The organism is Mycobacterium sp. HM-7 (assembly GCF_053852335.1).
Genome location: NZ_CM132657.1, coordinates 3,265,659 through 3,292,027, shown reverse-complemented (window position 1 = coordinate 3,292,027; position 26,369 = coordinate 3,265,659). Strand labels below are relative to the sequence as shown.

The window sequence follows — 26,369 nt, the reverse complement described above, 5'->3', positions numbered from 1 at the left end:
TTCACGATGCCGTACTGGGCCCTGCCCGTTGGTGGGCCGGAAGCGCTGTTGCGCTGGGGGATTTCCCGACCATCGAATCGGCAGTTCTACGAAAGAGCGAACCCGCATGAAGAAGCGCATGACGTTGCTGGACTCGGGCTTCATCCGGATGGAGCGGCACGAATCGCCTCAGCACGGCACAATTCTGATCATCTTCCAGGAGCCGGCCGGCTCACCGCCGGACTACATGCAGCGACTCGCCGCGCACATGCGGGGGTTCCCGGTTACCCGCACGCGCTTCAATTGGCGATTGTCGAAGTCGTTGACGGACAAAGCGGTTCCCGCATGGGACGTGCTGGCGCCCGACGACATCGATCTCGATTATCACTTTCGGCACTCAGCATTGCCTCGGCCGGGCAGTGAATTGGAACTTGCCTTGGTGGTGTCGCGCCTCGCTACCCACCCGATCGACTTGAGCCGACCGCCTTGGGAGGTCCACCTCATCGAGGGACTCCAAGAGGACCGCTTCGCGTTGTTCGTCAAGGTTCACCATTCCCTCGTCGACGGCATGACCGTCCTCAAGATACTGCGGAGTTGGTTGTCGGAAGACCCGACGCAAACCGATGCTGCTCCGTTATGGGTCAGCGCGCCGGCACTTAAATCCAAAGCACCACAACGAAAGCGCGGTAAAGAAGACGAGACGTCGCTACTCAGAAAGGTCGTCGGCGCGGCGCAGGGGGCCGTCGACGTGGCTGTGGGCGTCGGAGAATCGGCCGTGTCGATCGGCGGTGCCGTGGCCAAGACCGTTGCCGCGGGTTTCGGATCGGGCGACGGTCTCGTGGCGCCGTACTCTCCACCCCGGACGCTCTTCAATGATCGGATAACACAGCGTCGACGGATTTCCACTCAGCGTGTCGAGCTCGCCCGACTCAGGTCGATCGCGAGGCGCATCGACGGTACGTTGAACGACGCGATCGCGACGGTGTTCGGCGGGGCGGTTCGACGCTATCTGATTGAGCACGATGCGCTGCCGGATCGCACCCTCGTCGGCGGCGTGCTGGCGTCGTTGCGGGCAACCGTTGATGAGGCTGCGTCGGAAGATGCCGGGAACGTCATCAGTTTCATCTTCGCCGACCTGGCCACCGACATCGATGACATCGATGAGCGGGCGAAGCGGGTGGTGCGGTCCACGCGTGCGGGCAAGGATCACCTGCTGGGGCTGAACAAAGACGCGATGAACTACAGCTCGTTGATGTTGTTGCCGTTCCTGGCAACGACGCTCACCGGCACGGGCCATCTTTTGCCGGCATTCAACGTGGGATTGTCCAACGTGCCCGGGGTTGACGTGCCGATGTATTGGAACGGAGCCCTGGCCGAAGCGCTGCATGCGACCACGATCATCACCAACGGCCAGGCCTTGGTGGTGACTGTCACCAGTTGGAACGACCACCTCTGCTTCACGTTCACGGCATGCCCAGACGCGGTTCCGCATTCTCAGCGGCTGTCCGTCTATCTGGTCGAGGCCCTGGAGGACGCGGAGAAGGCGCTATTGAGCTGACGGCCGACGCGGAACTCAGGCTGACACTGTTTGGGCGGACTCCAGTTGTGCATCCAACCGAGCCACCGCGGCCACGACCAGTTGCGCATACAGCGCCGGATCTGCAACGACGACGTCGTGGTCAAGGTCGAGTGCGGTCGTGTGCGCGCCCAATAGGTCAGCAAGCTCCTGCTGCAACTGCGGATGGCACACGCGGTCGCGATTCAGCAGCAGGTATTCGCTCGGCCGTTTGGCCCCTGCGGCCAAGCGGGGCCGCAGATCGACATTCTGGGCGTGGCCGCTCACTGATGTGATGTCCGACAACCGATTTCGCATCAGTTCGCCGAGCATCCATCGCTGCCGTTGCATTGCCGTGTCGGTCCTACCGCGGGCTCCGGCGAGCACAAGCGGTCCTGGGGGCGGATCGATCCCGACCGCTAGTAAGGGTTGGAGAGCGTTGAGTCCGGCGAAGATCAGTCGGTCGCGCCAGCGGGTCCGGTAGCAGGCCGCGCTCGCTGCGACCACCGTTCCTGCGACTTGTGCGGGATGGCGCGTGACGATGTCGGCGGCGATGACGCCGCCCATGGAGAACCCGCATATGATCGTGCGCTCGATCCCGAGCTCATCCAGTAACGCGATCACGTCGTCGGCAGCGTCGGTGACGGTGAACCCGCGGTCACGGGGACCTTGCCCGTGCATTCTGATGTCCGGTGCGATGACGCGGTGCGTGGCCGAAAGCGGTTCATACACATCGACATAGTTCACATCTGCGGTCATCCCCCAGCCATGGAGCAGCACGATCGGAACTGAGTCGGGCGGGCCGGGAACGTCACGCACGAACGTTTTTCCGCGTCCCTTGAGCTGGATCATTCTGCCGCCGGGCAGCAGTGGTGTCACTTGCGTGTGGCCGAAGCTCAGGCACTGAGCGAGGAACTGAGACAAACGCTCATGGCTGGGCAGCATGGTCACCTCATTGTGGTTGCTTGGTCGGGCGCCTATCGGCACAGGCTCAAGTATGGTTACTAACTGTGCACTCAGTCAACCAGAACGCGACAAGACCGGGCCACGATTCGCGCCATGGTTACTTGTTTGCCAGGACGCTGACAGCCGGGTCACGACCCTTCGCGCCCGTCTTGGAGATGCGTCTACATACAAGCGATATCGCGGGCCTGAGAGACCAACCAGAGGGGTATGGCCAATGCCGAGCAGTGCTGCGGGGATCTATTACGAAGAGCGTGGGACCGGCGGTGACCACCTGGTGTGGATCCACGGGTTCGGCTCGTCCACGCGCGGCCATCAAGGGCTCGTTGAGGCATTCGGCGACTACCACTCGATCCTCATTGACCTTCCCGGCTTCGGCCGGTCGGCGGCCGCAGGAAACGACTGCCGAATTCCAGCACTCGCCGCCGCTGCCCACAGTGTCCTGGACGAGCTGGGTATTGACCAGTATTCGGTGATCGGTGCATCCATGGGCGGCGGCGTGGCACTGCGCATGGCCCTGGATCGCCCAGAGGCGGTGCGGACGGTGATCGGCATAGTCCCGTTCCCGGCTCAGGGAGTGATCGATGACGGGACGGAAGCCATGAGCGCGGCAATGGCGCGCCTGCACGGCAACTCTGAGGCCCTGCGCCTGGCCTACGCAGCGACGAGCAAGAATCCGCCGATGGCCGCCATAGACAACTTGGTTGAGGACTCGTGCAGTGCAAATGTGGATGCGTGGACGGACTGGCTGACCGGCGGTGGCTCGAAGTTCTCTCAGTTCGACGAGCTGGGGTCGCTGTCAGTGCCGGTCTGCTCAATCATCGGTGCCGATGACATCGTGCTGTCGGTCGCCGACCAGCTGGCGACCGCCGCCCGAGTACCGCGCGGCCGCGCCATCGTGCTCAGCGGTGTGGGGCATCTGATGTGGGCGGAAGATCCTCAGCGTGTGATCGATGAGATCCGTGCAAGTGTCGACCTCTTGGGGGCCGACAACCGCGTAGCGGTCAGCTGTTGCGCACCGCAATCGGAGGAGGGTGCAACGACTGACCGCTAGGGCAGACCGGTGGACTGACCTACCTGCCCGTGTATCCGGGCGGGTCGGGGGTGTCGACCCACAGGTCGACGCCGAGTTCGCCGCCCTGCACGCAGTTGTACACCGACAGGTCGGTGACGCCGGAGTCCAGCAGCACGTCCTCGCACAGCAGGCTCTGTCCGGTGTATTCGCGGGCCGGCTTGTTGAAGACGGCGTAGGCGGCGTCGGAGTACACCTCGGGCTTGCGGGCCTTGGCCATCGCCTCGTCACCGCCGAGCAGGTTCTGTACTGCGGCGGTGGCGACCAGGGTGCGCGGCCACAGGGTGTTCGAGGCGATTCCGGCCTCGCGCATTTCTTCGGCGATGCCCAACGCGCACAACGTCATGCCGTACTTCGCCATCATGTAGGCGGTCGGCTTGAGCCACTCGGACTCCAGTCGCAGCGGTGGCGACAGGGTCAGGATGTGCGGATTCTCGCGGCCTTTCATGTGGGGGATACAGGCCTGCGAGACGGCGTAGGTGCCGCGGATCTGGATGCCGTTCATCAGATCGAAGCGTTTCATCGGCACTTCCTCGATGGAGCCGAGGTTGATGGCCGACGCGTTGTTCACGCAGACGTCGATGGCGCCGAACTGCTCGACGGCCTGGGCCACCGCGGCGGTGACCGAGTCGGGGTCGCGCACGTCGCCGACGATCGGCAGCGCCTGGCCACCGACCTCTTCGATCTCCTTGGCCGCGGTGTACACGGTGCCCTCGAGTTTGGGATGGGGCTCGGCGGTCTTGGCGAGCAGGGCCACATTGGCGCCGTCAGCCGCGAACTTCTTGGCGATGGCCAGGCCGATGCCACGGCTGGCACCGGAGATGAACATGGTCTTCCCGGACAGTGTCATGCGCACACCCTATAAAACCTGACCGAGCGCATAGTCGGTCAACTGCTCCGATAGTGATTGGCCGGAGTTAGTATCGAGTCGATGCACAGTCAACGTCATGGGAGGTACGGTGCCTCGACCGTCGGGCAGGCGTAAGGAAATCCTCGATACGTTCATTCGGCATGTTGCCGAACGTGGTTATCACGCAACCAATTTCGGTGATATCGCATCGGAGTTGGGGATGTCACAAGGGACAATCGTTTACCACTTCGGTTCGAAGGCTCAGCTGTTGCGCGAGTTGGAGGAGAACTGCACCGCCCGGCACATCGCACATTTCGAGGAGATGCGCACGCGACTGACCCGAGCTGACGAGCGTGTTGCTGCCGTGGTCTACTTCGCCGCAATGCTGTTCACCACCGACCGGGACCTGACTGTTGCGAGCCAGCGCGAAGTGGCGAAACTGGCCTTCGACCCGGACTTCCAGAAAGTGCGCGATAGCCGGCGAGCGCTGGTGAGAATGACCGAAGAGTTCATTCGCCAGGGCACAGAGGACGGCATTTTCCGGCCGGTGAACGTCGATTTGGCGGCCATACAGCTGTGGAGTTCGCTGCAGCTGATGTGGGTGTGGTTCGATCCCGATGGCGAGCTCACGGCGCAACAGGTCGGTGCGGCGTTCGTCGACACCTTTCTGGGTGGGTTACTGGTCGATCGATATGGTCTTGCGACCCTCACGGACCCTGCAGGTCACGTCGCGACAGTCACGCGCGACGTTCTTGTCGGGCTTTACGAGGACACTGACGCTGCGGCGAGCTGATTGCCGAACCGGATCGGTGGGTCCGGTCTATCCGAAGCTCCAGTACGCGACGTCCTTCGGACGTGACCGATAACAGTCGGTCCACCCTTTACTTGCTTCGTCGTGGTCGAGGTCCGTCGAGGTAACATTGCGGCCGAAAGATCCAGTAACGCGCTGCGCTCAATTCCTTTGCTGCGCATCGCCAACTCCGGCACCGTCGCGGCTGAGCCGCGATCGCTCGGCCATACGGGATCGAGCCGTATGGTTCGATTAAGGTCATTGACCGGGTACTCAGTCAATAAGCGGTCATGTGTTTATGAGGGGCAGGAGATCCATGACGCACTATCGGTCCAATGTTCGCGACCAGCTGTTCAACTTGTTCGAGATGCTGGGCCTGGAAAACGTCTTGGCTACAGGTGAATTCGTTGACCTCGACGGCGACACCGTCCGCACTATGATCGGTGAGGTAGCGCGCCTGGCCGAAGGTCCGCTCGCGGAATCGTTTGTCGAATCGGACAGGTGTGCGCCGAGGTTCGATCCAGCGACGCACACCGTCACGCTCCCGGAGAGCTTCAAGGCATCGGTGCGCGCGTGGATGGACGGGGGCTGGTCGAGGATCGGTATCCATGAGGACATCGGCGGCGTTCGCACCCCGGCGGTGGTGACTGCGGTGGTCACCGAACATCTCGTCGGTAGTTTGCCCGCCGCGTTCTTCTATCTCGTGGGCCCCGCGATGCTCGATGTGCTGTACCGGGTGGGCAATACTCAGCAGCAGCACTGGGCGCAGCTCGGCGTGGAGCGCGAATGGGGTGCAACCATGGTGCTCACCGAACCTGACGCGGGTTCAGACGTCGGCGCTGCGCGCACGAAGGCGATCGAGCAGAGCGACGGAACCTGGCACATCGAAGGCGTCAAACGGTTCATCACCTCGGGCGATTCGGACGACCTGTTCGAGAACATCGCACATCTGGTCTTGGCCAGGCCCGTCGATGCGCGTCCAGGGACCAAAGGGCTCAGTCTGTTCTTCGTGCCGAAGTACCTGCCGGATGTGCAGACCGGCGCCCCTGGCCGACGGAACGGCGTGATCGTGACGGGTCTGGAACACAAGATGGGACTGACGGCGTCAGCGACCTGCGAGTTGAGTTTCGGCATGGCCGGCGAGCCCGCGGTCGGCTGGCTGGTCGGCGACCAGCATGACGGTATTGCGCAGATGTTCCACATCATGGAGTTCGCCCGGATGATGGTGGGAATCAAGGCAATTGCCACCTTGTCGACCGGCTATCTGAACGCGCTGGAATACGCCAAGACACGTGTGCAGGGCACCGATCTGGCCCGCTCGGGAGACTCGACAGCACCTCGTGTTCCCATCATCGCCCATCCGGATGTGCGTCGGTCGCTGCTGACCCAGAAGGCCTATGCCGAAGGGCTGCGCGCTCTGTACTGCTATGCCGCCGCGCATCAGGATTCGTCAGTGGCCCAACGAGTTTCGGGTGCCGACAGCGAGTTGGCCGGCCGGGTCAACAGCCTGCTGTTGCCGATTGTGAAAGGTGTCGGCTCGGAGCGCGCCTACCAATGCCTGACCGAGTCGCTGCAAACGCTGGGCGGGTCGGGCTATCTGCAGGACTATCCGATTGAGCAATACATCCGCGATGCCAAGATCGACTCGCTCTACGAGGGCACGACCGCGATCCAGGCGCAGGATTTCGTCTTCCGAAAGATCATCCGAGACCAAGGTGTCGCTCTTGGGCACCTGCTCAGTCAGGTGCAGAACTTCGTCGACGGCCCACCGCCAGAGCAGCTCGACGCAGGGGTGGAGCAGCTACGCACTGCGCTGGCGGAGGTTCGCGCGATGACGTCAACCCTTGTCGACTATCAGCAGCAGTCACGAACGAATCCGCAGGACGTCTATCGCGTCGGGATACAGTCTGTGCCTTACCTGTTAGCCGTGGGCGACCTCGTCATCGGCTGGCTGTTGTTGTGGCAGGCGGATGTCGCTCTCGGTGCAATCGAGCGTGGTGGCCGCGATCAGGAGCAGGCGTTCTATGACGGAAAAGTCGTGACGGCAATGTTTTTCGCATCGAACATGCTGCCCCGGCTGTCCGCGACAGCGGTGTCGATCCAGCGTCAGGCACTCGACGAGATGGAGCTGGCGGTCGAAGCATTCTGAACCCGGCCCGTCCGCTGGGTACAGTTCAACCCGCGCTCAAGCGGTCATCCAACCGTGCCACCGCGGCCACGACCGATTCGGCAAAACGCACCGGATCGGTAATCGGCACGTCGTGGCCGACAACCAGTGGGGTGACCTGCGCGCGCAGCAAGTCGGCGAGTTCGCGCTGCAACTGCGGGTGGCACAAGTGGTCTCGGGTGAGCAGAATGTACTCGCTGGGACACTCCGGCGCCTTGTCGAGATGAGGCCTGAGATCGACCATGGGCAGCTGAGCGTTGACCGCCAAGATATCCGACAGTTTGTTCTGCGAGCATTCGCGGAGCATCCATGCCTGACGTTGCAACGCCAACTCGGTCCGCCGGCGCGTCATCATCAGCAGCAGCGGCCCGGGTGAGGGGTCGACGCCGACGGCCACCAGTCGCCGCAAGGCATTCAAACCCGTTACGAGTCGTCGGTCCCGCCGCCGCGCCGAATAACACGCTGCGGTTCCGGAGATCACGCAACCGGCGACCCGCTGCGGGTACCGCGACACCACATCCGCGGCGATGCCGCCGCCCATCGAGAACCCGCACAGGATCGCGCGGTCGATATCGAGCGCGTCGAGTAATGCGACTACATCGTCGGCAGCGCTTTTCAAGGTGAATCCGCCTTCGCGTGAGCTGCGGCCGTGCATCCTGACGTCCGGCGCGACGACCCGATGGGACTGTGAAAGCGGTTGATAAACATCGACATAATTCACATCGGCGGTCATGGACGCCCCGTGTAACAGGACGACCGGAATCGAGTCGGGCGGGCCGGGCAGCTCACGCAGGAAGGTCTCACCGTCGCCGAGCCGGATGATCCGGCCGTTCGGCAATGGTGGCGTCACCTGGACGCTGCCGAAGGCCAGACACCGGGCGAAGAGCCGAGGGAAACAATCGCGGTTGGGCACTACCGTCACCTCAAGGTCGTTGAACAACGAATTGATTCTGCAGTGCCCAACAAACCCAGCAGCTGCAGGTCGGTTGCGTACTTGACGATCATCTCCGCGGAAACGTGTGGGATGTCGTTCTCAGAACCCACTTTTGCGTTCCGCACTGCCGTGCGGAACCGAGCAGTCGGGGCCAGTGCACCGCAGAGGGGTACCTCGGGACGTTCATAGTTGTGCAGGAGCGGCAGCAGGGAAGCCTGGCGTTGGTGCTCCGGTAGGGACCGCAGCGCGGTTTCGAAACGGTGCAGCCACTCCGGGTATTCGGAGATGCGCTGGATTGGGTAATCGGCGGCGATCAGCCAATCGACGAATTCATCGAGCCCGATGCCATCGTCGTGGGGATTGGAAACGTTGTAGGTATGGAAACCATCGGTCGTCTCCGCGCCGAGCGCGCTAATCGCGTCGGCGACGAAGTCCACCGGCAGGCCGTCGAAATGGGCGCGTTGACGGCTTCCGTTCTGATCCGTCAGATAGAACGACTGGGGCGCGAGCCCCGTGGCCACCAGACTCAGCACCCATCGCGTCACGACGTCCGGGACGTTGAGCTGACCGGCGTACTTGGGCTCCGCCAGGATCATGTCGCATCGGAACACCGAGACCGGTAATCCGCACAGCTGATGCGCTTCGCGGAGCAGGACCTCTCCCGCCCACTTGCTGTTCGCGTAGCCATTCGCGTAGCCGTCGTCCAGTGGGCGGGTCGAACTGATGGCGCGAATGTCGGCTTCCTCGGTCGACGTTTCTGGAACGATCCCGACAACTACGCCGATGGTCGAAACGTAGGTGAACTGCTTGAGCTTCGTGGTGATCGCGAGGCGGATCAGTTCCGCGGTACCAACGACATTGGGGCCGAAAAGGTGGGGGTAGGGCAACACATGATTGACCAGAGCAGCTGGATCGACGATCAGATCGACGGTGTCGGCCAACCGCTGCCAGGCGCTCTGGTCGAGACCAAGGTCAACTTCGCTCTTATCCCCGGCGATGACGTCGAGATGCTTCGCGGCCAGCGTCTGGTACTGCTGGAGCAGTGTGGCGTCGCCGCTGTCGAAGACCTCGTCGAGACGTTTGCGCGCGGCGGCATCATCGGTCGCGCGAACCAGACAGATCAACGTGCCGTCGACAGCTTCCAGCCGTGCGAGCCATTCCAGGAGCAGGTAGCGTCCGAGAAAGCCGGTCGCGCCGGTCAACAGAACAGTTCTGATCTCGCGGCGCGGACGCGCCAAAGTCGCTGCAGCGATGAGTGTTTGCGAGTCGATGAACTTGTCCAGGGTGAGATCGCGGGCCTGTATCTCGCTGGCGTCGTGGCCATGGACCGCTGCTGCCGTCGTCCCGCTCGCAGCACAGTTCTGCTGCGAGTGGATGAGGTCGGCGAGTGCGCGGATATCCGTTGCCGGTGAGACGATGACACCAACCGGCACGTCGACATCGAATATATCGCGCAGCAGGCTGCCGAATGACAGTGCGGACAGGGAATCTCCGCCGAGGCTGCTGAATTGCGCATCGGGAGAGACGTCGTCGGCGTCCACGCCCAACACGGCGCTCGTCGCGCGACGGACGGTCTCGAGGACCGGCCGTTCCGCGGCGCCGTCGCGAAGCACCTGCAGCTCTTCGTATTGACGCTGGGCCAGCTCCTCGTACAGCAGTTCCAACCGCTCGCCATAGCGCTCCTTCAGCCTCGGCCGCGCCAACTTTCCGATGCCGGTGAGGAGGCCCGCCTCGGTCGTGAATGGTGTTGGCTCGACAATGAAGTCGCGGGGGATTTCGTACGGTTGAAGGCCGGCCGCCTTGGCGGTGTTCCGGAGTGATAGGCCGATCAGTCGCGTGAGCTCGTCGGTGTTGTACCGAAATATTGCTTCTGCAGTAGGCACGACAACGGCCAGGAGGTACGACTGCGCACTGTTGCCGTAAACGTAGATCTGATGTACCAGAGCGCTGTTGACGTACAACGCCTCCAGCTTCGAGATGGTGACAAACTCGCCCTGTGCGAGTTTGAGGACGTTGCGACGCCGATCAACATAGGCGAGCTGGTCTGGGCCTATTTGTGCCATCACATCGCCGGTTCGGTAAAAGCCCTCGGCGTCAAAAGCTTCGACGGTCGCTTCGGGTTGCTTGTAATAGCCGTCAAAGAGAATCGTCGACTTGACGAGCAGTTCTCCCCGTGGGTAGGGCCGGTCAGTGCGGAAGTAGCCGAGTTCAGGTACGTCCATCAACTTGTAGTCGATCACCGGCGGGCGGCGGATGTAGCCATCGAGCATCACGGGCCCGGTCTCGGTCGCGCCGTAGCCGTCAATGAGATCGATGTCGAGTAACGCTTCGGCAAACTCTTTGACTTCGTTCGATATGGGTGCCGAGCCGGTGATCGCGGTCGTGAACCGGCCACCGAGAACCTTCTCTCGCATCTCCTTCAACGTCGCGCTTTCGATGTCGGCCGTATCTGCCTGGCCGGACGAGCGGCGTTCCACCGCGGTGCGGAAGTTGTGGTAGAGCATTTCCCAGATGCGTGGCACGAAGCTCAATTGGGTTGGACGCGCCAGCGCGACATCCTCCAAGAGTGTCGAAAGATCGCGTTTGGCAATGAAATAGGCGATTCCGCCGTTGCCGAGCGTGCCATACAGCAGACCGCGGCCACCGCCATGGCTCATCGGCATGAAGTTGAGGGTGATCGACGGCGGGGGACATTCCTGTGCGAGCGTCGCCATGATGGCACCGCGCCACAGATTTGACACCAGTCGCTCGGGATACCTCGCCCCCTTCGGGGTGCCGGTGCTTCCCGATGTGTAGATGAGCAGCGTCAGCGGATCGTCGTCGGGTACGAATATGGGCGCCGGTTCGGCGTTTGCACGGTCCAGCGCGTCGGGCAGGGTGTGCAGCACTTTCTCCGTGCCCGCTTCCGCCAGGCGCGAACGGGCGGCCTCCACCGCGTCGCGTTGGTCGTCGACATCCGGGTGATAGTCGAACACGATGAGCTGTCTCGCAGAACTGTTCGTCACCAGCTCGACGGCATCGGCCAGATCGACAACGCTCGTGGCAATTACGGTGGGCTCGGTCTCGGCGACCACCGCCGCCAATTGTGTCACCTGCGCGCCGGTCTGGAGTGGAACCGATACCGCGCCCCGCTGGATCAAGGCCAATTCGACAATTGTGTAGTCAATGCTGGCAAATCCCAACAGGCACACTCGATCTCGAGGTCGCACCGCCGGGTCTGGTCCGCAGGCCAGCGTGGTCGCGAGCCGGCTTGCGCGGTTCCACAGCTCTTCGTAGGTGATGCTCTCGAACCGCGGCAGGAGTTCAAGTGAAACCCGCCCAGTCGTTGGGTCGGTCACGTGTCGCGCAGCCCGCTGGGCGAGGGCGGGGCGCTGAGCGTAGCCCTCCATAACGATTTGGACGAGTTCGATAAGCCGCAGTGTTGGTTGTGCAATCCGTGCGGCGATGGTCACGTCAGGCCGGGCCGCGGCAAACTGATCGTCGTCGGCGTATAGATCGGCGATCAGGTTTGCAAGTCGCGCGTTGCAGTCGTCAGACGACATCGATTGTCCTCCTGGCAATTTGGTTTGGAATGTCGGCCTGTCGGTGGGCCAGGTCCTGTTTTGAGCTGGCGGAAAGTGGCTGTGCCTTTGTGCGCCGGACGTTGGCTAGAGCCGGGGCGGCTCTGCGATCGATACGATCTTGGCGACGGGATGGTCGCGCCACACGACCCATAGAGTTTCGCCGTCTGCGACCCGATCGAAACAACGTCCTGCGTGAATCCGCAAGTCCTGAAGGCTTATTCGTCCGCCGCCAGCCACCACGGCCCGTTCAACGGTTGGGAGGTTCGTTGTCACGAGGTTGTCGGTGGCCGAAACGATCCTGGCGACGCGCCTGCCCTGTCGGACTACTTCGAATGCTTCGCCGGATAGGACCCGTTCCAGGTAGCCGACCGCGTGGCTGCGGAGTTGGCCGAGGCAGATCGGGGCGCTCATCGTTCCGTCCGTGGCTGCCCGTGACCTGTCATCGCGCGAACAGTTCCATGAGTTGAACCTGGATTTCACCGACGAGGCCGCCGAGGATCGCGCCCACCGCGATCACCAGTGGCTCGTCGTCTTTGAATACCGGACGCAGAATCGACTCGTACTCATCATTGGTGAGTTGACCCATCTTGTCGATGATGGTGCCCTCCAAGTCGATCACGGCCATGGTGTAGTCCTGCGCCTCAGCCATCGTGGTAGGAATTCGTTCGAGAACGAGCGCTATGACCCGGTCTTTGAGCCCTTGGTACCTCGCCGTTCCGACGACAAGTGTTGTGAGCGGCTTGGCAAAACCGGATTGGGCGTCGATCGCGCCGTCAACTTCCTTGGCTACCAACGCGAACAGCTTGTCCGCACCAGGGCCGTTGAGAACGGCGTCCATCATGAGCTCAGGCGAGAAGAGGTCTTGGGCGAGGATCTTCGCGTAGCCGCGGGTGATCTTCTCCCGCTGGGCGTGCAGCAGTCCCTGAAACGGAATGAACCCGAGGTACTTGGTTGGTTGCACGGGCCGGAAGAGCATGTTCAATGCGATGTAGTCGCTGATGAAGCCGACGGCGAAACCGAACACCGGCATGATCCACGGATTGTGGAACAGCCCCCAGGCGAACATCTGAATCACGCCGATACCCAGTCCGAAGTAGACGCCTGTGCGGCGCATGAACTTCATGGCGTCGTCGGCCACTGACCGCATCAGCTTCACCAGGCTGGCCTTGTTGCGTACCAGAATGGTGACCGCCATGAATTGCATATCGACGTAGCGGCCGAGGTCCGCTTTCATCTCGTCGACCATCTTTTCGACAATGGCGGGCGATTGGGTGGTGACCCGCTTCTGGATGGCGTTGCGGCCGGCCTGGGGGAGCGAATCCCACAACCCTGGCCGGATTTCTTCGCAAAGGTCGCGGGAGATTTCATCGACCGCCCGTGTCAGGGGCACGCGTAGCGCCTCGACGGCCTCGCGTGCGTTTACCCGGTCAAGCAGCTCTTCGGGTTTGAGCAAGTTGGCGGTGAGCAGCTGGATGGTCTTGGAGCCGACCTTGCCGGCCCGGCGCGGCACGATGCCCTGCCAGCCGATTGGACCGATGCCGACGAATTCCAGCGGCTTGTACACCATTTCCAGCGCCACGATCTTGGTGCCCCACCCGACGAAGGCGGCCACGATGGGCATCGACAAATAGATGATCCAGTTGAGGCCGAAGTCGTGCTTGATCTGGTCCCAGGTTTGGATGGCCAGGACTGTACCGGCGCTCATCGAACGTCCCCCTCCATCGTCGCCGACCACAAATCCCCACCCATTCCGGACAGCCTGACGGTCAGCTTTTCCACTCGCGCGGCCAGCGGCCCGCGCGAGGCGTGCTTGATGGCGTCGAGCACCATGGTCTCGGCCATCAGCACTTCGTATTCGGTCTTGAGTGCGGGATCTTCGGGGCCGACCTCGAGGAGGCCGAGGTTCAACAGATGTCCGATGTAGTGCGGACACGACTGTGGCAGTGCGATATTGGCGGTCCGGCCGATCAGCGAGGCATTGGCCAGCACAGTGTGGCCGGAACCGATCGCCTTGGTCCACGCGTGCACGTTGACCAGTGGCGAGGCCGAGCCATCCGACAGCGCCCCGATGATACGGGCTTCGTCGGCTACCAGTTGGTCGAGCAGCCGGTGATAGAGCTCAACATGGCTGTCATGAGTGCCCTGATCAAGGGCCCGATCCAGCAGCATGCGCATTTTGGTGTGCAGCGATATTGCGGCAGGACCTGTGGTTGATTCGCTCGCCTTCGAGATGGGCTCGATTGCCGCAAGTCTGTCGCGCAATATCGTCAGAGCCTGATATTCGCACCAGCCGGCGACCCTGACACTCAGCCGTGCGGCGTCAACGGCACGGTCGGCCAGCCCGAATGGATCCAGGCGGTTGGTCATTTGCCCTCAGCTCACCCGCATGATCGGGGCGAGAGCAGCGAGCGGTACCCGCACGATTACCGCCCCGCCGTCCATAGACCATTGCAGTCGGTCCTGGGGATAAGGGTTTTCGTGTCTCATCGGCCAGCCGGGTAGGTAGAGCACGAATTCGGTGTCGGTGACGGCGAAGGCGCGATAGTTGTCGGCGTAGCCGGAGCCGTCGGCTTGCGGTTCGAATTTGTCGGGCGTGAACGGATAGGTGCCGGGGTCGTGCGGGGGCTGAGCGCGATCGAGGGCATCGATGAGGAAGGGCCGCACCAGTGGTGGTAGCGCAGTCAGCGGATCGATACCCGGTCTGAACAGATCACCCAGCTGCAACTGTCTGTTGGAGCCGACGTTGAACGTGAAGGTTCGGTAGGAGTTGTTGGGCGTGCTGCCGACTGTCTGTTCAACTTCGTGGACCACCAAGGACTTCAGTGGTCCATGTGAGAACGATTGAATGTCGATACTGGAGTCGCTGGCCCGGATCATGGTGGCGGCTTTGGTGCGCCAGCTGCCAGCACGGGAGCGGAGGTAGTCCCGAACCGGCGTTTCGACGACGCCGGGAGGAAGGGACACCGACATCGTCATGATCGCCTCGCGTATCGAGGTGACCGCCGACGTGCACACTCCGTCGTTGAAGTTCCAGTCTCCACCGATCGCATCGGTGCAGGGGTTGGTCGCATGCGCTGTCGCGCCGCCAGTCACAATCGACGTCGAGATTGCCGTACCTGCAGCGATGAGCGCCGCGGCGGCGCGAGTCCGTAACAGGTTCATGGTGTTACTTGATGTCGACTTTGCTTGCCAGCCAATGATTGTCAATCTTCTCCATGGTTATCGCGACCCGGCTGCGGTCGATGCGGGGCTGAGGGTTGGCGCTATTGCTGATGGACTGATCGACGAAGATCAGGATTGCGACCCTGGTGGGGGTCGCTGACTTCACCGCTGCGTCGACGACGGTGCCATGGCTTACGGCCTTGTTGTCGATCAGCAACTGACGGAGCTGGGCGGCCGATTGGCTGTACATGTCCTTGAATTCGCCTGTTGCTCCGTTGAGTACCTGCGTGAAGTTGCTGTCGAGCGTGGCGTTGTCGACGCTGGTGAGAGTGACCGCGTAGGCACGCGCGACGTCGAGCGCGGCCCGCCCAGCCGCGGCGACATCGTCTTGCTGCTTGAGGCGCCAGCCGAAGAAGCCGGCGAGCCCGACCGCGCCGATGAGGATGAGACCAGCCAACGCGCCGGCCAACACTCGGATCAGCCGACGGTGCCCGGTTCGTCGCGGTGATTCAGCCGAATTACTTGGTGCATCTGCATCGACGGGTTCGTCGGAAGCAGGTCCATCGTTTTCCTCGATCTGATCGCCGAGGTCCGTGACCTGTTCGTCGATGTCCGAAGAGCTCTCGATGTCAGATGGGTTTGGCACATTCTCGCTCTCGGTGTTGCCTGCCCGCGTGATTTCTTCGGCGACGATCTCGTCGAACACGTCGCGTGATGCTGATCCGTTGCGCATGGTGATTTCTCCTATCAGTGCGTTCAATTGGGGGGCTGGAACGGCAGCTGGGGACCACCGACTGTCAGAGGGACGGAGTGCGGGCCAACGGGAGTTGGATCGGTCTTGGCCAGCGGGTCGTAGCCCGGTGGTGGGCCGGCGGTGTCATCGCCGGGCGGCCGCGGTGCGTTGCGGGCGCCGCGTATCAGCACTGCGGGGTCAGGGTTCTCGCAGTACGAGTAGCGGTACGGCTCGGGGAAATCAGGCGTGGATGTCGGCAGGTGCGGCCGGTTGTAGTCACACGAGTAACGGGGGTAACCGTCGGCGATGCCCCAAATTCCGCCGTCGTGTACGACCAACGCGATCCCCTCCAGGACCGAGGGCCGGTCGGCGGGAAACAGCGCCTTCAACGCGGGCACCCGCACGTAGGACAGCTGGGCGACGGTGGTCAGGTTGCCCAGCAGCGCAACCATCGTGTCGGAGTTGTCGGCGATGATGTTGTCGATTTGCTGGAGTGCATGGGGCGCGGTGTCGACCAAACGCCGGAAGCCGCCATCCATCCGGTTCACGCCGTCGAGGACCTGCCGGAGGTCGCCAGCGGTTGCTTGGAGCCCGCGGCGGGTGTCGGTCAGTGTGGTGAACACGGTGCGGCTGGAGCGGATGGTGCTTACCGTCTCGGGGAGGACGGAGTCCAGTGTCGAGATGAGGAAGGTACCGCCCTCGACGATTGCTTCGAGTTTTTTGGGGCCTCCCGGGCTCACGTGCAGTTCTCTGATGATGGTGTCGACCTTGGCTGGGTCGACCTGGTTCAGCAGCCCTTCCGCGTGGTCGAGAAGCAGATTGAATGGCACCGGGACGTTCGTGCGGTTTTCTGCGATGGTGGCGCCATCGCTCAGGTACGGGCCGTAGTCGTCTGTGGGCCGCAAATCAAGGTATTGCTCGCCGGCGGCGGTGAGAGCCGAGACTCGTGCGGCGGTGTTGGCGGGGATCTTGGTATCAGAGTCGATGGCCACCACGGCGGTCACGGTGTTTCCCGAGAGATTGACCGATTGGACCCGTCCAATCGGCACGCCGCGGAGCGTGACGTCCTGAGCGGGTATCAGGCCACCGGATTCCCGCAGCAGCACCTTCACGGTGTATTCCCCACGGGCGGGGTTGATCCGCAGCGAATCGATCATCACGTACGCCAGCGCGAGCACAAGCGTGAGGGCCAAACCTATTAGCGCCACTGGCATCCGGTGGCGCGCCAATGTCTTTGTGACGTCGACGATGTGCCGCAAGACGAGTTCGAACGGATTTGCTGTCATCGGTTCGGCCCGTAGATCTTGTCGAGCATGAGGTTCCATTCGTAACGCAAACTGCCGATCATCGCGTGCCAGTCGGTGCCGTCAGGACCGTGGAACATGGGGTCTCCGGGATAGTTCTTGTCGGGTAGCGAGCCCAGCGCGAGCTGGGTGACTTCCGCGATGCCGTGGATGGCCGGTGAGTTGGTGATCTTCATCGCGATCGGGATGAGTCGGTTTATGTCGGTGAGAGACACATTGGGATCGGTCGTGATGGAGTTGAATGCCTCGGACAACCGATTGATGTCGGCTATCAGACTGCGTGTGTCCGTTCCCTGCAGCGACGGGAACCGCGATAGCTGGCTGGTGATGCGGGCGGCGGTGTTGGTGAGGGCGATGATCTGGCTGGTGTCCTGGTTGAGCACATCGGTGGCCGGGGCCAGCGCCTCGAGCGCGTTGTTGAGGCTGTTCTGGCGAGCAGACAGCGTCTTGGCAAGCTCTGAGGTGTTATTCAGCGCGGCCTTGATCTCAGTGGAACGACCATTGAGCCGGGCGATGAGGGTATTCGAATGGTCAAGCAGGCCTTTGAGATTCGCACCTTTACCACCGACGGCTGCACCAGCACCGTTGATCAGCGAGGTGACGTTGCGGATGACACCGCCGTTGACCAGAAGGGCCGCGGAGCTCAGAGCGTCTTCGATGGTGGCGCCACCGCTGGTGGCTTCCAGCCCGATGGTGGCGCCATTGCGCAACGGCAATTGGTTGGCCTTCGGGTCGGGGCTGCGGTGCACCGCGATGAAAAGGTCGCCCAGCGGGGTAGCGGACCGCAATTCGGCTGTGGTGCCCTCCGGCAGCGTCACATCGTCCCGGATCTTCAGGACTGCGTGCGCGGTGTAGTTGCTAGCGGTGATCGATTGGACCTCGCCGATGTCGGCGCCGTTGAGTTTGATCTTCGCCTTTGCCGGCAGGTTCAGGGCGTTGGCGAAGACCGCGTTGAGGGTGTAGGTGCCACCGGAGCCGGCTCCGGGCCCGGCCAATGGCAGTGCCTCCAACCCGACGCCACAGGCGGAAACACTGGTGGCCACGGTGACCGCGGCAGCGCCGCGCATTAGTGCGCTCGTGCTCTTACGGTGCTGCATGGGGTTCACCTGCCATCAATTCGAACATTCCGTTAAGGCCGAAGTCGGGTCCGTAGTCACGGATCGTGCCGGTCGCGCAGCCGAGCTGCTTAGCGCCGATCAAGTTGCAAATCTCTTTGCCGAACTGGCTCTGCGTCATGAGTTTGTCGGTCAGTGCGTGGACGCGCAGACCGGGGGCGTTGTAGTCGATGACGTTGGAGAGGTTGTCGATTGTCATCGGCGCGATGTCGAAGAATTCGGCGACTTCACGCTGGTAATCGATCAGCGATTGAGTAATTATCCGGAAATCGCCGGTGGTGACTTTCAGGTTGTCGCGATTCTTTTCCAGCAGCGTGGCAGTCCGCGTGAGAATTTCGTTGATCTGGGCTCCGGTGCGGCCAGTGCCCAGGTTTTCGTCCGCCAGGATGTCACTGATCTGCCGCACATTAGAACCGAAATTCCGGATGGTGGTGTCGTTGTCGGCGGCTTCTTGAGTGAGCGTCGCCAGGCCGGCGGCGATCGCCTGGATGTTCTTTTTGCTTCTGTCCCCGTGGTCGTCGCCGAGCTTCAGCGCTGCAGAGAGCTTGTCGAGGGTTTCTTTGATCCGGGTACCGTTCGCAGAAGTGATCTGGTCGCCGACGTTGAGTAGGTCGGCGACCGGACCATTGCCTTTGCCGTCACCACGAAGCGCGCTGACGAGCTTGTCGACCATCGACAGGGTGCGGTCGAATTCGACCGGCGTGCGTGTGCGGCCGAGGCCGAGGACGTCGCCATTGCCGAGCTTGGCGCCCCCCTTGTACGGCGGCGTGAGCTCGATATGGCGATCGGTCAGGATCGACGTCGACACGGTGACCGCGGTGGCGTCAGCAGGAATGGTGACGCCGGGGTTGATGACGAGTTTGACCTCGATGTAGGTGGATTTCGGAGTAATCGACGCAATCGATCCGACGGGCATGCCCAACACCGAGACCGAGTTGCCGGCGTATAGCCCGATGGTGTCTTCGAATTGGGCCGTGACCGTAATCGGTTGCGGCTTGGTTCGAGGTATGACGAATACGGCCACGGCCACCGCGATCGCGGCCACTACGGCGGTGGCGATGATCAGTTTTCGTTTCATTTGCAGTCCTGGAAGTATTCGACGAGATGAAATTGCTGAGCGCGCCCGCTGATCGCGCACATCCAGGAATCGACCAGAATGCCGTTGACTGCGGTGGCGTCGACCGAGACGCCGCTGCCCGTCGCGTTGGCCACGTTGCGCAGTGGTACAGGCAGGACCTGGAGCAGATTCCGGAATCTGTCGTCGTGGTCGGCGATCAGGGCTGAGAGTCGACGAGTGCTGGTCAGCAAGTCATTGAGTCCTGCCTGATCACCGACGATGCGGTTCACCGTGCCGACCATGGCAGTGGTGCTGGCGAGCAACCGTTGCACCTGGGCGCGCCGCGTGGTGAGTTCGCTGAGCAGCTGATTGCCCTGACCGATCAGCGCGCCCAAGTTGGCTTTCTGGTTACGGATCAAGGTGGTGACGGTGTCGGTGCTGGTCAGCAGCGTGCGCAGCTGGTCTCTGCGATCGGCGACGATCGCAGATAGCGCTTGCAGGTTCGTCAACGCTTCTGGCAAGGCCTCGGGGACTCCGGTCAATCCTTGATTGAGCGTCGTCAGCGACGTCGCGATGCGGTCGGCGTCGACCCGTTCGAAGGTGGTGGTGGCGTCGGCCAGGGTTTGCTGCAGGTTGTAGGGCACGTCGGTGTTCGCCAGCGCGATGGTGCCGTGGTCCAACGAGCTGGGCCCCGCAGGGGACAGCTGCATGTAGCGAGACCCGAGCAATGTGGTCATCTTGATTGACGCGCGGGTGTCGGCGCCGAGGCGCACGTTGCTGTTAACGGTGAAGCTGACACGCACTCGATCGCCGGCGAGTTCAAGACTCTTGACGCTGCCGACCGGAACCCCGGCGATGGTGACCTGGTCACCGGAACGCAGCTCCGCCGCCTGGGCGAATTCTGCACGATAGTCGCGCTGACCCAAGTCCAGCGCCGTGATTCCGAAGACGATCGCGATTGCGACCACGATTGCCAAGAGCGCGGCGATACCCAGGGTAAGTGGGTTGCGATCCTCGAGCGGAGGCCTATTTGTCTTACTCATCGTGTTCACCTGCACACCGCCGAGTGGTTGATGACGTTGCCCGGGGTCGCCGCAGCCACATACGCGGGGATCAGTGTTTTCAAGAAACGGAAAATGCTGACATTGACATCGCATATATAGATGTCGGTGTAGGCCCCGGATTGCGTCATGCGGGCCACCCCTTTCAAGAGATAGGGCAGGTTTGCCGCCAAGAATGCAAACCGGTCACGGCCGGGGCCGGTGAGGTTGCTCGCGAACCCGGGCTGACGGGTGACCAGCGCGTTGAAATCCGGGTAGATGTTGTTGGTGATGGTCGATAGTCGACCCAACGCGGAGTTGATCGAGCCGACTGACGCGCGCAATTGCTCGCGGTGAGTATTGAGTCCCACCAAGATGTCGCGTGTCCGGCCGATCACGTTGTTCAAGTTCGCGCTCTGGCCGGCCAGGTTGGTTGTGACCGCGTTGAGGTTGGTGATGACCTGACCGAGTACGTCGTCGGGGCCGGCGACCAGGTCGGCCAATGCCGACGTCTGTGTGATCAGGGACAGTACGGTGCCGTTTTCGCCTTGAAGCGCGTCGATGAGCGCGTTCGTCAGGTTGTCAACCTGCTTGGGGTCCAACAGCGTCAGTAGTGGTTCGAATCCCTTGAGCAGGTAGGTGATGTCGAACGATGGCTCGGTGTGCTCGACCGGAATTCGACCGTTATTGGGCAGGGCCCGCTGGTCGGCGACCTGCCCGCGGGACAAGCCGAGGTAGCGCTGCCCGATGATGTTCTGGTAGCGGATCGCGGCGATGGTATCGGCAAACAGCTTCTGGTCCTTTTGCACCTGGAACGTGACGTTCGCTTGAGTGCCGTCGAGTTCGACGGCGTCCACTCGGCCGACCCGAACCCCGGCAACGCGGACGTCGTCGCCCTCATGGAGCCCGGTCACATCGGTGAACACCGCCGAATACGTGTTGGTGCTGCCCGATATCTGCCGACTGAGCGTGTTGAAGACCAACCACGTCACCACCATCGAGATCACCAAGAAAATGGCGAGACCAATCATCGGCTTTCGGTAACTCACGATCCGCCTTCCGTATCCGGGCTAACGGTGACCGTGGTGCCGCGCACCACCGGTCCGAGGAGAAGAGCCGTCGCTGCGTTGGCATTGCCCCCGGTGATCTTGCTCAGTTGAGCTAGCTCTTCGGGGCTGCCGACAGGCCCGACGTTGCCGCCGACGGTGGCCGATTGCTGCGTTACCTCGGCAGGAAGTGGGGGACCTGGTACTGCGGGCGGCTGTTGTACCGCAGGCGAATCCGGTGCCGGCCCCGGCAACGGTCCAGGTTCCTGAGGTGCACCCGGCACTTCGCCGGCGTGCCGAGTGGAGTCACGTGGCGGAGCGAAGTTGGGCCGATTCTCGGTTGCGACGCGGGGCGCCGGGAAGCCCATCGAGCCGAGCGCCGGATACAACGCGGGAGCAGTCGGAACTTCGGGGGCCGTGTGGCAGCTGGGCCCTTCGAGTTCGCCATACCGAGGACAATCCGCACGCACATAGACCCGTGACGGGGTCAAACTCACTGCCGCCTTGACCGTCAGATTGTTGGTTTCTGGGTCCCAGGCATCCATGACTTGATTGGATACCCGCCGAATGCGACTGGTGATCAGAGGAAAGGCGCCGGCGTTGTCGGCAAGTACTCCGACGACGGGGGTCATTCGTGCGGTGATGTTGATCAAGCGGTCTGTCTGATGGTCGAACGCATCGGCCAACGTTCCGACGGTCTGCTGACCGGCCGACAACAACCCGGACAAGGCACTGCGCTTTTCAGCCAACGTCCGCAGTGGGGTCACTGCTGAATCAAGAGCGTCGAACAGGTCGGGGGACACTTGGCGCAGCGCGGCTGATGCGGTGGTGAGCGCCGAAAGGGTCGATGGATCATTGCCGTCGCCGACCACATGGTTCAGTTCGTTGACGATCTGGTCGAGATCGTGTCCCGCCTGTTTGATCGCCTGGCCGCGTCCCTGTGTGGCCTCGGTCAGCGCGGCGATTGCGCCCACACTGTTGCCGGTGGGTTGGTGTCCCAGCGCAGCGAATACCTGCCGGAACTTGTTGAGTGTGTTCTGGAACATCACCGTCGGCAGAGATTTGTCCTCTGGGATCGTTGCCCCGGCACGAAGTCCATTGGGGCCGTTGTCGTGACCGACGAGCTGAATGGAGGACACCGCGAACACGTTGGAGGGCACCACCCGCGCGGTCACCGTCGACGGAATGCCGGGCGCGTGTTCTGGCTTGAGGTCGACGTGCACGAGGTTGGGTTGCCCCGCGGGAGCGGTGACGACATCGGCGACCTGGCCGACAAGGACGCCGTTGAATTTGACGTCGGACTTCTCCGGCAGTCCGTCGCCGACGTTCACCAGGGCGACGGTGACACGCACGATGTTGTCCAGATCGCCCTTGGACTTCGCGATGGCAGTCACCACGACCCCGGCCGCGACCAGAATGAAGCAGAGGCCCGCCACGACCAGTGCCCGGTTTGAGGGCCCGCGGCCGTTGACGTCGTATTGATTCGGCATTCGTTACCCTCCGAACCGTGCGCCGGAATCCACGCCCCATAGGGCCATGGTCAGCAACATGTTCAAGACGATGACAACGGTGATGGCCGACCGCATGGCCCGGCCAGCGGCGACGCCCACGCCCGCAGGTCCGCCACTTGCGTAGTAGCCGTAGTAACACTGCACGGTCGATGTCGCGAAGACGAAGACCACGGCTTTGATCGTGGCGAGTGCGACGTCACGCCCGTTGACGAACATGGAGAAGTAGTGCAGGTACGTGCCGCCGGACTGGCCGGCAGAAATTCCGACGACGCCCTGGCAGGCGATGTAGGCGATGGCCAACGTGCACAAGAACAATGGCAGCGCTGCAGTGACGGAAGCGGCGACTCGCGTGGTCACCAGATAGGACACTGAGTTGATGCCGAGTACGTCCAGCGCATCGACTTCCTCGTTGATGCGCATTGCGCCGAGTTGCGCGGTGAACCGGCATCCGGCCTGCACGGTGAATGCGAGACCGATCATGATCGGCGCGAGCTCGCGGGTTCCGACGAACGATGAGAGCAGGCCCGTGGCTGGGCCCAAACCGAGCAGATTCAGTGCGTTGTAGCCTTCGACCCCGATGAGTGCACCGGCCGTGGCGCCGAGCACAAGGGCGACCCCAATTGTGCCGCCGCCCACCACGATTGAGCCGTTGCCCCAGGAGATGTCGGCAAGGATTCGCAGATATTCGTGTCGGTAGCGACGCACGGCTATCGGCATGGAGGTCAAGATGCGGCCGAAGAAGAAGACCATGTGTCCGAGCTTCGCCGTGCCCTGAGTGGGAGCGGCCGCGGCCGCGGCAACCGGCCGCAATGCAGCGTTGAGGTAATGAGTGGGAGTCGCCATGGTCACAGGCTCGCTCTGGGGAAGATCAGTACGTAGAGCTGCGTCATGATGACGTTGACGGTCATCAAGAGCAGGATCGATTCGACAACGGCGGCGTTCACGGAGTTCGCGACCCCGGCGGGGCCGCCGTGGGTGTCCAAACCCTTGTGGCAGCACACCACGCCGACAATGGCGCCGAACACCACCGATTTGACCAGTGCCAGTAGCAGGTCATCGACAGTCGCGAACGAGGAGAAGGTAGCGACGAAGGACCCTGGCGTGCCGCTTTGCATATAGACGTTGAACGCGTAGCCGGCCAGGAATCCGACGAAACTCGTCAGCCCGGTGAGCGCAATGCCGATCAAGATGACGGCAACGAACCGTGGCACCACCAGGCGCTGGATGGGCGAAACGCCCATGACTTTCATCGCGTCGATTTCCTCGCGCATTGTGCGCGCTCCGAGATCGGCGCAGATTGCTGAACCGACGGCTGCGGCCAGCAGAATCGCCGCCACGAGCGGAGCGCCCTGACGAATCACCGCCAGGCCGGTGGCGGCGCCGGCCAGGGACGTCGCGCCGACCTGGCCGGCCAGCAAACTGAACTGGATTGACAGCGTGACGCCGATCGGGATCGTTACGAACAGAGTGGGAACCACCGCTGTGCTGGCCATGAAGCTGGCTTGATGAATGAACTCGCCGAACTGAAATCGGCGGCCGATGATGTCTTGGACCAGGCACTCAATGGTCCGTATCGCCAACACCACCTGGCCGCCGACCGTACGCAGGGACAACAGTGGGTGGTTGTTCAGGTAGGAGCGGCCCCAGTCACCAACTTCACGCGTAGCTGAACGTGGTTGTGCCACTGCGCTAATAGTCATTTCATCGCTTGTTGTCACCGGAACGCGGCCTCCATGTCGGGGAGTGGAACATTCGCGATTGACTTCCGCTGATGGATGAAGCCACCGTGCAGTGACCCGCTGGTGGCAGTGGTGTCGGTTTGCTGCATCGGGGTCACCGGGTCGCCCGCCGCTCTGCGGGTCGGCCGAAGGTGACGCCGGCGTGGTCTCCGGACTCCGCTGCGCGGCCCGACATCTCGCGGACCAATGTGTCGTGACGTGGTCAAGTCAAATCCTCGGCGTTGGGTCGTAGTGAGCAGGCGTTCGTCCAGAGCGAGCATAGGGCTGTTTGTGATTTCACTGAACAGGCCGTTGAGTATAAGCACACCGTGCGTCAGATCGTTGGGAGTTTGCCAGGATTGCAGATATTGCGTTCATTAGCAGCTGGTTTCGCGTTGTTGAATGGTTCTGTAGGCGGTCGGTACGGCCTTGGTTGGAAGCTAGACCGCATGCTGAATGATGATCGAATCGTTTACTTAAGCGACACAGTGTTCATCATCGGACGGATATGGCGCGCTTAGCCCGGAAGCGAGACACGCGACAGCCGACTCGCTGTCGGAGCTGCATCGGGTGGTGTCGTGGCGGTGTTTCGGGGCGAACGCTGGGGTTGCACCGTCGGTGATGCTCGATCGAGCCAACTGCTCCTGATAGTGGTTTGCGCTGGCCCCGCTAGATGTCCACCATCGCTACCTCCTCGTAGATGAGGACTAACGCTAGCTACCTGTGATCGTGCTTACATCGCGCCGAACGGCCAGATCTCGTAGACCAACGGCTACCGGTCGAGGATGGCGATGTGAGGTGATGTGCCGGCGCGCAGCCGGCCAGGCCGAACGGCATCCCTATCGCTTCGATGTCAATTTTGCTTGACACTGTGTTGTGCAAGTAGATAGCGTGTCGACCAATATTGGGCGTATGTGTGGACCGCCGGAATCCTGTTGCGTACTTCCTTCCTCGATTCCGGTTCGAGATGTTCAAGGGTGTTGGTCTGCCTGCGGCGAGAGAACGCGAAATGCTTTGGCAGAAAGTGGAACTGGCTTCAGCGAGATCATTCGGTCTCGCCAGGTTCTTGTCTGAAGGAGAGGTCTAAGAATGACTACCAGCCCGAAGGTCGTTGATCTGGGAGCCGCCGGTGTGCGGGAGACGGAGCTCGACAAATCGATCGAGTCGTCCTTGCCGCCGAACCGGGCCCCGGCACCCTGGATCGGTGGGGGCCACGGAATCTGGTGGGGCCGCCGCGTCTCTGCGGACGGCGCAGCTGTGCTGAAGCGCCAGCTCCCGGAGACGATCCAACGTGATGCGACTCCGGTGGCCGTTCTGGGGTTTCTCCTCAATTGGACGGATACGCCGGTCGGTCAGTACGGGGAGATCGGTGCGCTCGTTGTCATGCGCCGCCGGTACTCGGTTTTCGGCCATGTACCGTTCATCGCCGTTGATTCACCGGCCAGCCTGGTCGGGGGACGGGATAATTGGGCGATTCCGAAAACCCTCGCAACATTCGACGGCGACCCGGGTCGGGACGCTGTCGCGTCGACGCACGGCAATGGCTTCGCGATTCGGACCGAACGACGAGCGATGGGCCCGGTATTGCCTGCGGCTGCGGCGAAAGTGCTCAGGCTGGTGCAAGCCCGTCCTGATTGCACACTGCTGAGCAGCAGGCCGACGACCGCCATGATGTGGCGACCAGCGCGCTTCGCCGTCGCGATTGAAGCCGGTCCAGAATTGTCGTCCTGGTTTCCCCAAGGTGAGTGCAGTGGCATCGTGGTACGGGCGATGCGCGCATCGACAGGTTAATTCCACGTCGACAGTCGCC

General features: G+C 62.3%; 21 protein-coding genes. 5 read left to right on the top strand and 16 right to left on the bottom strand.

Going from position 1 to position 26,369, the window contains the following annotated elements; translation table 11 throughout:
• Nucleotides 1-106: 106 nt before the first annotated feature.
• A complete protein-coding gene (locus ACWW1C_RS15855; protein ID WP_455979280.1) occupies nt 107-1,537 on the top strand; it encodes a wax ester/triacylglycerol synthase family O-acyltransferase in 1,431 nt (476 codons plus the stop codon).
• A gap of 15 nt (nt 1,538-1,552) precedes the next feature.
• On the opposite strand, the gene ACWW1C_RS15850 is transcribed toward ACWW1C_RS15855, so the two are convergent.
• The gene (locus ACWW1C_RS15850) at nt 1,553-2,479 is read right to left on the bottom strand and encodes an alpha/beta fold hydrolase (RefSeq protein WP_455984302.1); all 927 of its coding nucleotides are present in this window, start codon (nt 2,477-2,479) and stop codon (nt 1,553-1,555) included.
• A 235-nt stretch (nt 2,480-2,714) separates the two neighbouring features.
• Between ACWW1C_RS15850 and ACWW1C_RS15845 the strand changes: the two genes are divergently transcribed.
• Nucleotides 2,715-3,551 carry an alpha/beta fold hydrolase gene (locus ACWW1C_RS15845; protein WP_455979279.1) on the top strand — a complete coding sequence of 279 codons (837 nt, stop codon included), beginning with the start codon at nt 2,715-2,717 and terminating at the stop codon, nt 3,549-3,551.
• A 19-nt stretch (nt 3,552-3,570) separates the two neighbouring features.
• On the opposite strand, the gene ACWW1C_RS15840 is transcribed toward ACWW1C_RS15845, so the two are convergent.
• Nucleotides 3,571-4,419 (bottom strand): SDR family oxidoreductase, encoded by an 849-nt coding sequence (locus ACWW1C_RS15840; protein WP_455979278.1) that lies wholly within the window; start codon nt 4,417-4,419, stop codon nt 3,571-3,573.
• A 97-nt stretch (nt 4,420-4,516) separates the two neighbouring features.
• Between ACWW1C_RS15840 and ACWW1C_RS15835 the strand changes: the two genes are divergently transcribed.
• Together ACWW1C_RS15835 and ACWW1C_RS15830 are read left to right on the top strand one after the other, a co-directional pair.
• A complete protein-coding gene (locus ACWW1C_RS15835) occupies nt 4,517-5,212 on the top strand; it encodes a TetR family transcriptional regulator (protein ID WP_455979277.1) in 696 nt (231 codons plus the stop codon).
• A gap of 313 nt (nt 5,213-5,525) precedes the next feature.
• The gene (locus tag ACWW1C_RS15830) at nt 5,526-7,358 is read left to right on the top strand and encodes an acyl-CoA dehydrogenase (RefSeq protein WP_455979276.1); all 1,833 of its coding nucleotides are present in this window, start codon (nt 5,526-5,528) and stop codon (nt 7,356-7,358) included.
• 25 nt (nt 7,359-7,383) lie between these two features.
• Here the strand turns inward: ACWW1C_RS15830 and ACWW1C_RS15825 are convergent, their stop codons facing one another.
• The 14 genes from ACWW1C_RS15825 to ACWW1C_RS15760 form a co-directional block, all read right to left on the bottom strand.
• The gene (locus ACWW1C_RS15825) at nt 7,384-8,109 is read right to left on the bottom strand and encodes an alpha/beta fold hydrolase (protein WP_455979275.1); all 726 of its coding nucleotides are present in this window, start codon (nt 8,107-8,109) and stop codon (nt 7,384-7,386) included.
• 185 nt (nt 8,110-8,294) lie between these two features.
• On the bottom strand, nt 8,295-11,852 hold the full coding sequence (gene car, locus ACWW1C_RS15820) for a carboxylic acid reductase (protein ID WP_455979274.1): 3,558 nt from the start codon (nt 11,850-11,852) through the stop codon (nt 8,295-8,297).
• Between the two features lie 460 nt (nt 11,853-12,312).
• On the bottom strand, nt 12,313-13,578 hold the full coding sequence (locus ACWW1C_RS15815) for a DUF445 domain-containing protein (protein ID WP_455979273.1): 1,266 nt from the start codon (nt 13,576-13,578) through the stop codon (nt 12,313-12,315).
• Nucleotides 13,575-14,240 carry an Abi-alpha family protein gene (locus tag ACWW1C_RS15810; RefSeq protein ID WP_455979272.1) on the bottom strand — a complete coding sequence of 222 codons (666 nt, stop codon included), beginning with the start codon at nt 14,238-14,240 and terminating at the stop codon, nt 13,575-13,577. Before ACWW1C_RS15810 ends, ACWW1C_RS15815 begins: the two co-directional genes overlap by 4 nt.
• Nucleotides 14,241-14,246: 6 nt before the next feature.
• On the bottom strand, nt 14,247-15,035 hold the full coding sequence (locus ACWW1C_RS15805) for a mannan-binding protein (protein ID WP_455979271.1): 789 nt from the start codon (nt 15,033-15,035) through the stop codon (nt 14,247-14,249).
• 4 nt (nt 15,036-15,039) lie between these two features.
• Nucleotides 15,040-15,741 (bottom strand): hypothetical protein, encoded by a 702-nt coding sequence (locus ACWW1C_RS15800; RefSeq protein WP_455979270.1) that lies wholly within the window; start codon nt 15,739-15,741, stop codon nt 15,040-15,042.
• Between the two features lie 50 nt (nt 15,742-15,791).
• Nucleotides 15,792-17,054, bottom strand: coding sequence for an MlaD family protein (locus ACWW1C_RS15795; RefSeq protein ID WP_455979269.1), 1,263 nt, complete (start codon nt 17,052-17,054; stop codon nt 15,792-15,794).
• Nucleotides 17,051-18,169 carry an MlaD family protein gene (locus ACWW1C_RS15790; protein WP_455979268.1) on the bottom strand — a complete coding sequence of 373 codons (1,119 nt, stop codon included), beginning with the start codon at nt 18,167-18,169 and terminating at the stop codon, nt 17,051-17,053. The genes ACWW1C_RS15795 and ACWW1C_RS15790 overlap by 4 nt, the downstream gene beginning before the upstream one ends.
• The gene (locus ACWW1C_RS15785) at nt 18,156-19,265 is read right to left on the bottom strand and encodes an MCE family protein (protein WP_455979267.1); all 1,110 of its coding nucleotides are present in this window, start codon (nt 19,263-19,265) and stop codon (nt 18,156-18,158) included. Before ACWW1C_RS15785 ends, ACWW1C_RS15790 begins: the two co-directional genes overlap by 14 nt.
• Nucleotides 19,262-20,287: an MCE family protein gene (locus tag ACWW1C_RS15780; protein ID WP_455979266.1), complete on the bottom strand. Its 1,026-nt coding sequence runs from the start codon at nt 20,285-20,287 to the stop codon at nt 19,262-19,264. The genes ACWW1C_RS15785 and ACWW1C_RS15780 overlap by 4 nt, the downstream gene beginning before the upstream one ends.
• A gap of 5 nt (nt 20,288-20,292) precedes the next feature.
• Nucleotides 20,293-21,333, bottom strand: a complete 1,041-nt coding sequence (locus ACWW1C_RS15775; RefSeq protein ID WP_455979265.1) for an MCE family protein — start codon at nt 21,331-21,333, stop codon at nt 20,293-20,295.
• Nucleotides 21,330-22,820 carry an MlaD family protein gene (locus ACWW1C_RS15770; protein ID WP_455979264.1) on the bottom strand — a complete coding sequence of 497 codons (1,491 nt, stop codon included), beginning with the start codon at nt 22,818-22,820 and terminating at the stop codon, nt 21,330-21,332. Before ACWW1C_RS15770 ends, ACWW1C_RS15775 begins: the two co-directional genes overlap by 4 nt.
• 3 nt (nt 22,821-22,823) lie before the next feature.
• Entirely contained in the window at nt 22,824-23,684 is an 861-nt protein-coding gene (locus tag ACWW1C_RS15765) for an ABC transporter permease (RefSeq protein WP_455979263.1), read from the bottom strand.
• A 2-nt stretch (nt 23,685-23,686) separates the two neighbouring features.
• Nucleotides 23,687-24,541 carry an MlaE family ABC transporter permease gene (locus ACWW1C_RS15760; RefSeq protein WP_455979262.1) on the bottom strand — a complete coding sequence of 285 codons (855 nt, stop codon included), beginning with the start codon at nt 24,539-24,541 and terminating at the stop codon, nt 23,687-23,689.
• Nucleotides 24,542-25,648: 1,107 nt separating this feature from the next.
• Here ACWW1C_RS15760 and ACWW1C_RS15755 point away from each other — a divergent pair.
• Entirely contained in the window at nt 25,649-26,350 is a 702-nt protein-coding gene (locus ACWW1C_RS15755) for an acetoacetate decarboxylase family protein (protein WP_455979261.1), read from the top strand.
• Nucleotides 26,351-26,369: the final 19 nt, after the last annotated feature.

Coding starts and splice junctions, on each gene's coding strand:
- ACWW1C_RS15825 (WP_455979275.1), bottom strand. CDS start 8,109: ATGACCGCCGATGTGAATTATGTCGATGTTTATCAACCGCTTTCACAG.
- ACWW1C_RS15805 (WP_455979271.1), bottom strand. CDS start 15,035: ATGAACCTGTTACGGACTCGCGCCGCCGCGGCGCTCATCGCTGCAGGT.
- ACWW1C_RS15780 (WP_455979266.1), bottom strand. CDS start 20,287: ATGAGTAAGACAAATAGGCCTCCGCTCGAGGATCGCAACCCACTTACC.
- ACWW1C_RS15770 (WP_455979264.1), bottom strand. CDS start 22,820: ATGCCGAATCAATACGACGTCAACGGCCGCGGGCCCTCAAACCGGGCA.
- ACWW1C_RS15815 (WP_455979273.1), bottom strand. CDS start 13,578: ATGAGCGCCGGTACAGTCCTGGCCATCCAAACCTGGGACCAGATCAAG.
- ACWW1C_RS15850 (WP_455984302.1), bottom strand. CDS start 2,479: ATGCTGCCCAGCCATGAGCGTTTGTCTCAGTTCCTCGCTCAGTGCCTG.
- ACWW1C_RS15830 (WP_455979276.1), top strand. CDS start 5,526: ATGACGCACTATCGGTCCAATGTTCGCGACCAGCTGTTCAACTTGTTC.
- ACWW1C_RS15845 (WP_455979279.1), top strand. CDS start 2,715: ATGCCGAGCAGTGCTGCGGGGATCTATTACGAAGAGCGTGGGACCGGC.
- ACWW1C_RS15765 (WP_455979263.1), bottom strand. CDS start 23,684: ATGGCGACTCCCACTCATTACCTCAACGCTGCATTGCGGCCGGTTGCC.
- ACWW1C_RS15840 (WP_455979278.1), bottom strand. CDS start 4,419: ATGACACTGTCCGGGAAGACCATGTTCATCTCCGGTGCCAGCCGTGGC.
- ACWW1C_RS15755 (WP_455979261.1), top strand. CDS start 25,649: ATGACTACCAGCCCGAAGGTCGTTGATCTGGGAGCCGCCGGTGTGCGG.
- ACWW1C_RS15760 (WP_455979262.1), bottom strand. CDS start 24,541: ATGACTATTAGCGCAGTGGCACAACCACGTTCAGCTACGCGTGAAGTT.
- ACWW1C_RS15835 (WP_455979277.1), top strand. CDS start 4,517: ATGGGAGGTACGGTGCCTCGACCGTCGGGCAGGCGTAAGGAAATCCTC.
- ACWW1C_RS15795 (WP_455979269.1), bottom strand. CDS start 17,054: ATGACAGCAAATCCGTTCGAACTCGTCTTGCGGCACATCGTCGACGTC.
- ACWW1C_RS15810 (WP_455979272.1), bottom strand. CDS start 14,240: ATGACCAACCGCCTGGATCCATTCGGGCTGGCCGACCGTGCCGTTGAC.
- car (WP_455979274.1), bottom strand. CDS start 11,852: ATGTCGTCTGACGACTGCAACGCGCGACTTGCAAACCTGATCGCCGAT.
- ACWW1C_RS15790 (WP_455979268.1), bottom strand. CDS start 18,169: ATGCAGCACCGTAAGAGCACGAGCGCACTAATGCGCGGCGCTGCCGCG.
- ACWW1C_RS15785 (WP_455979267.1), bottom strand. CDS start 19,265: ATGAAACGAAAACTGATCATCGCCACCGCCGTAGTGGCCGCGATCGCG.
- ACWW1C_RS15855 (WP_455979280.1), top strand. CDS start 107: ATGAAGAAGCGCATGACGTTGCTGGACTCGGGCTTCATCCGGATGGAG.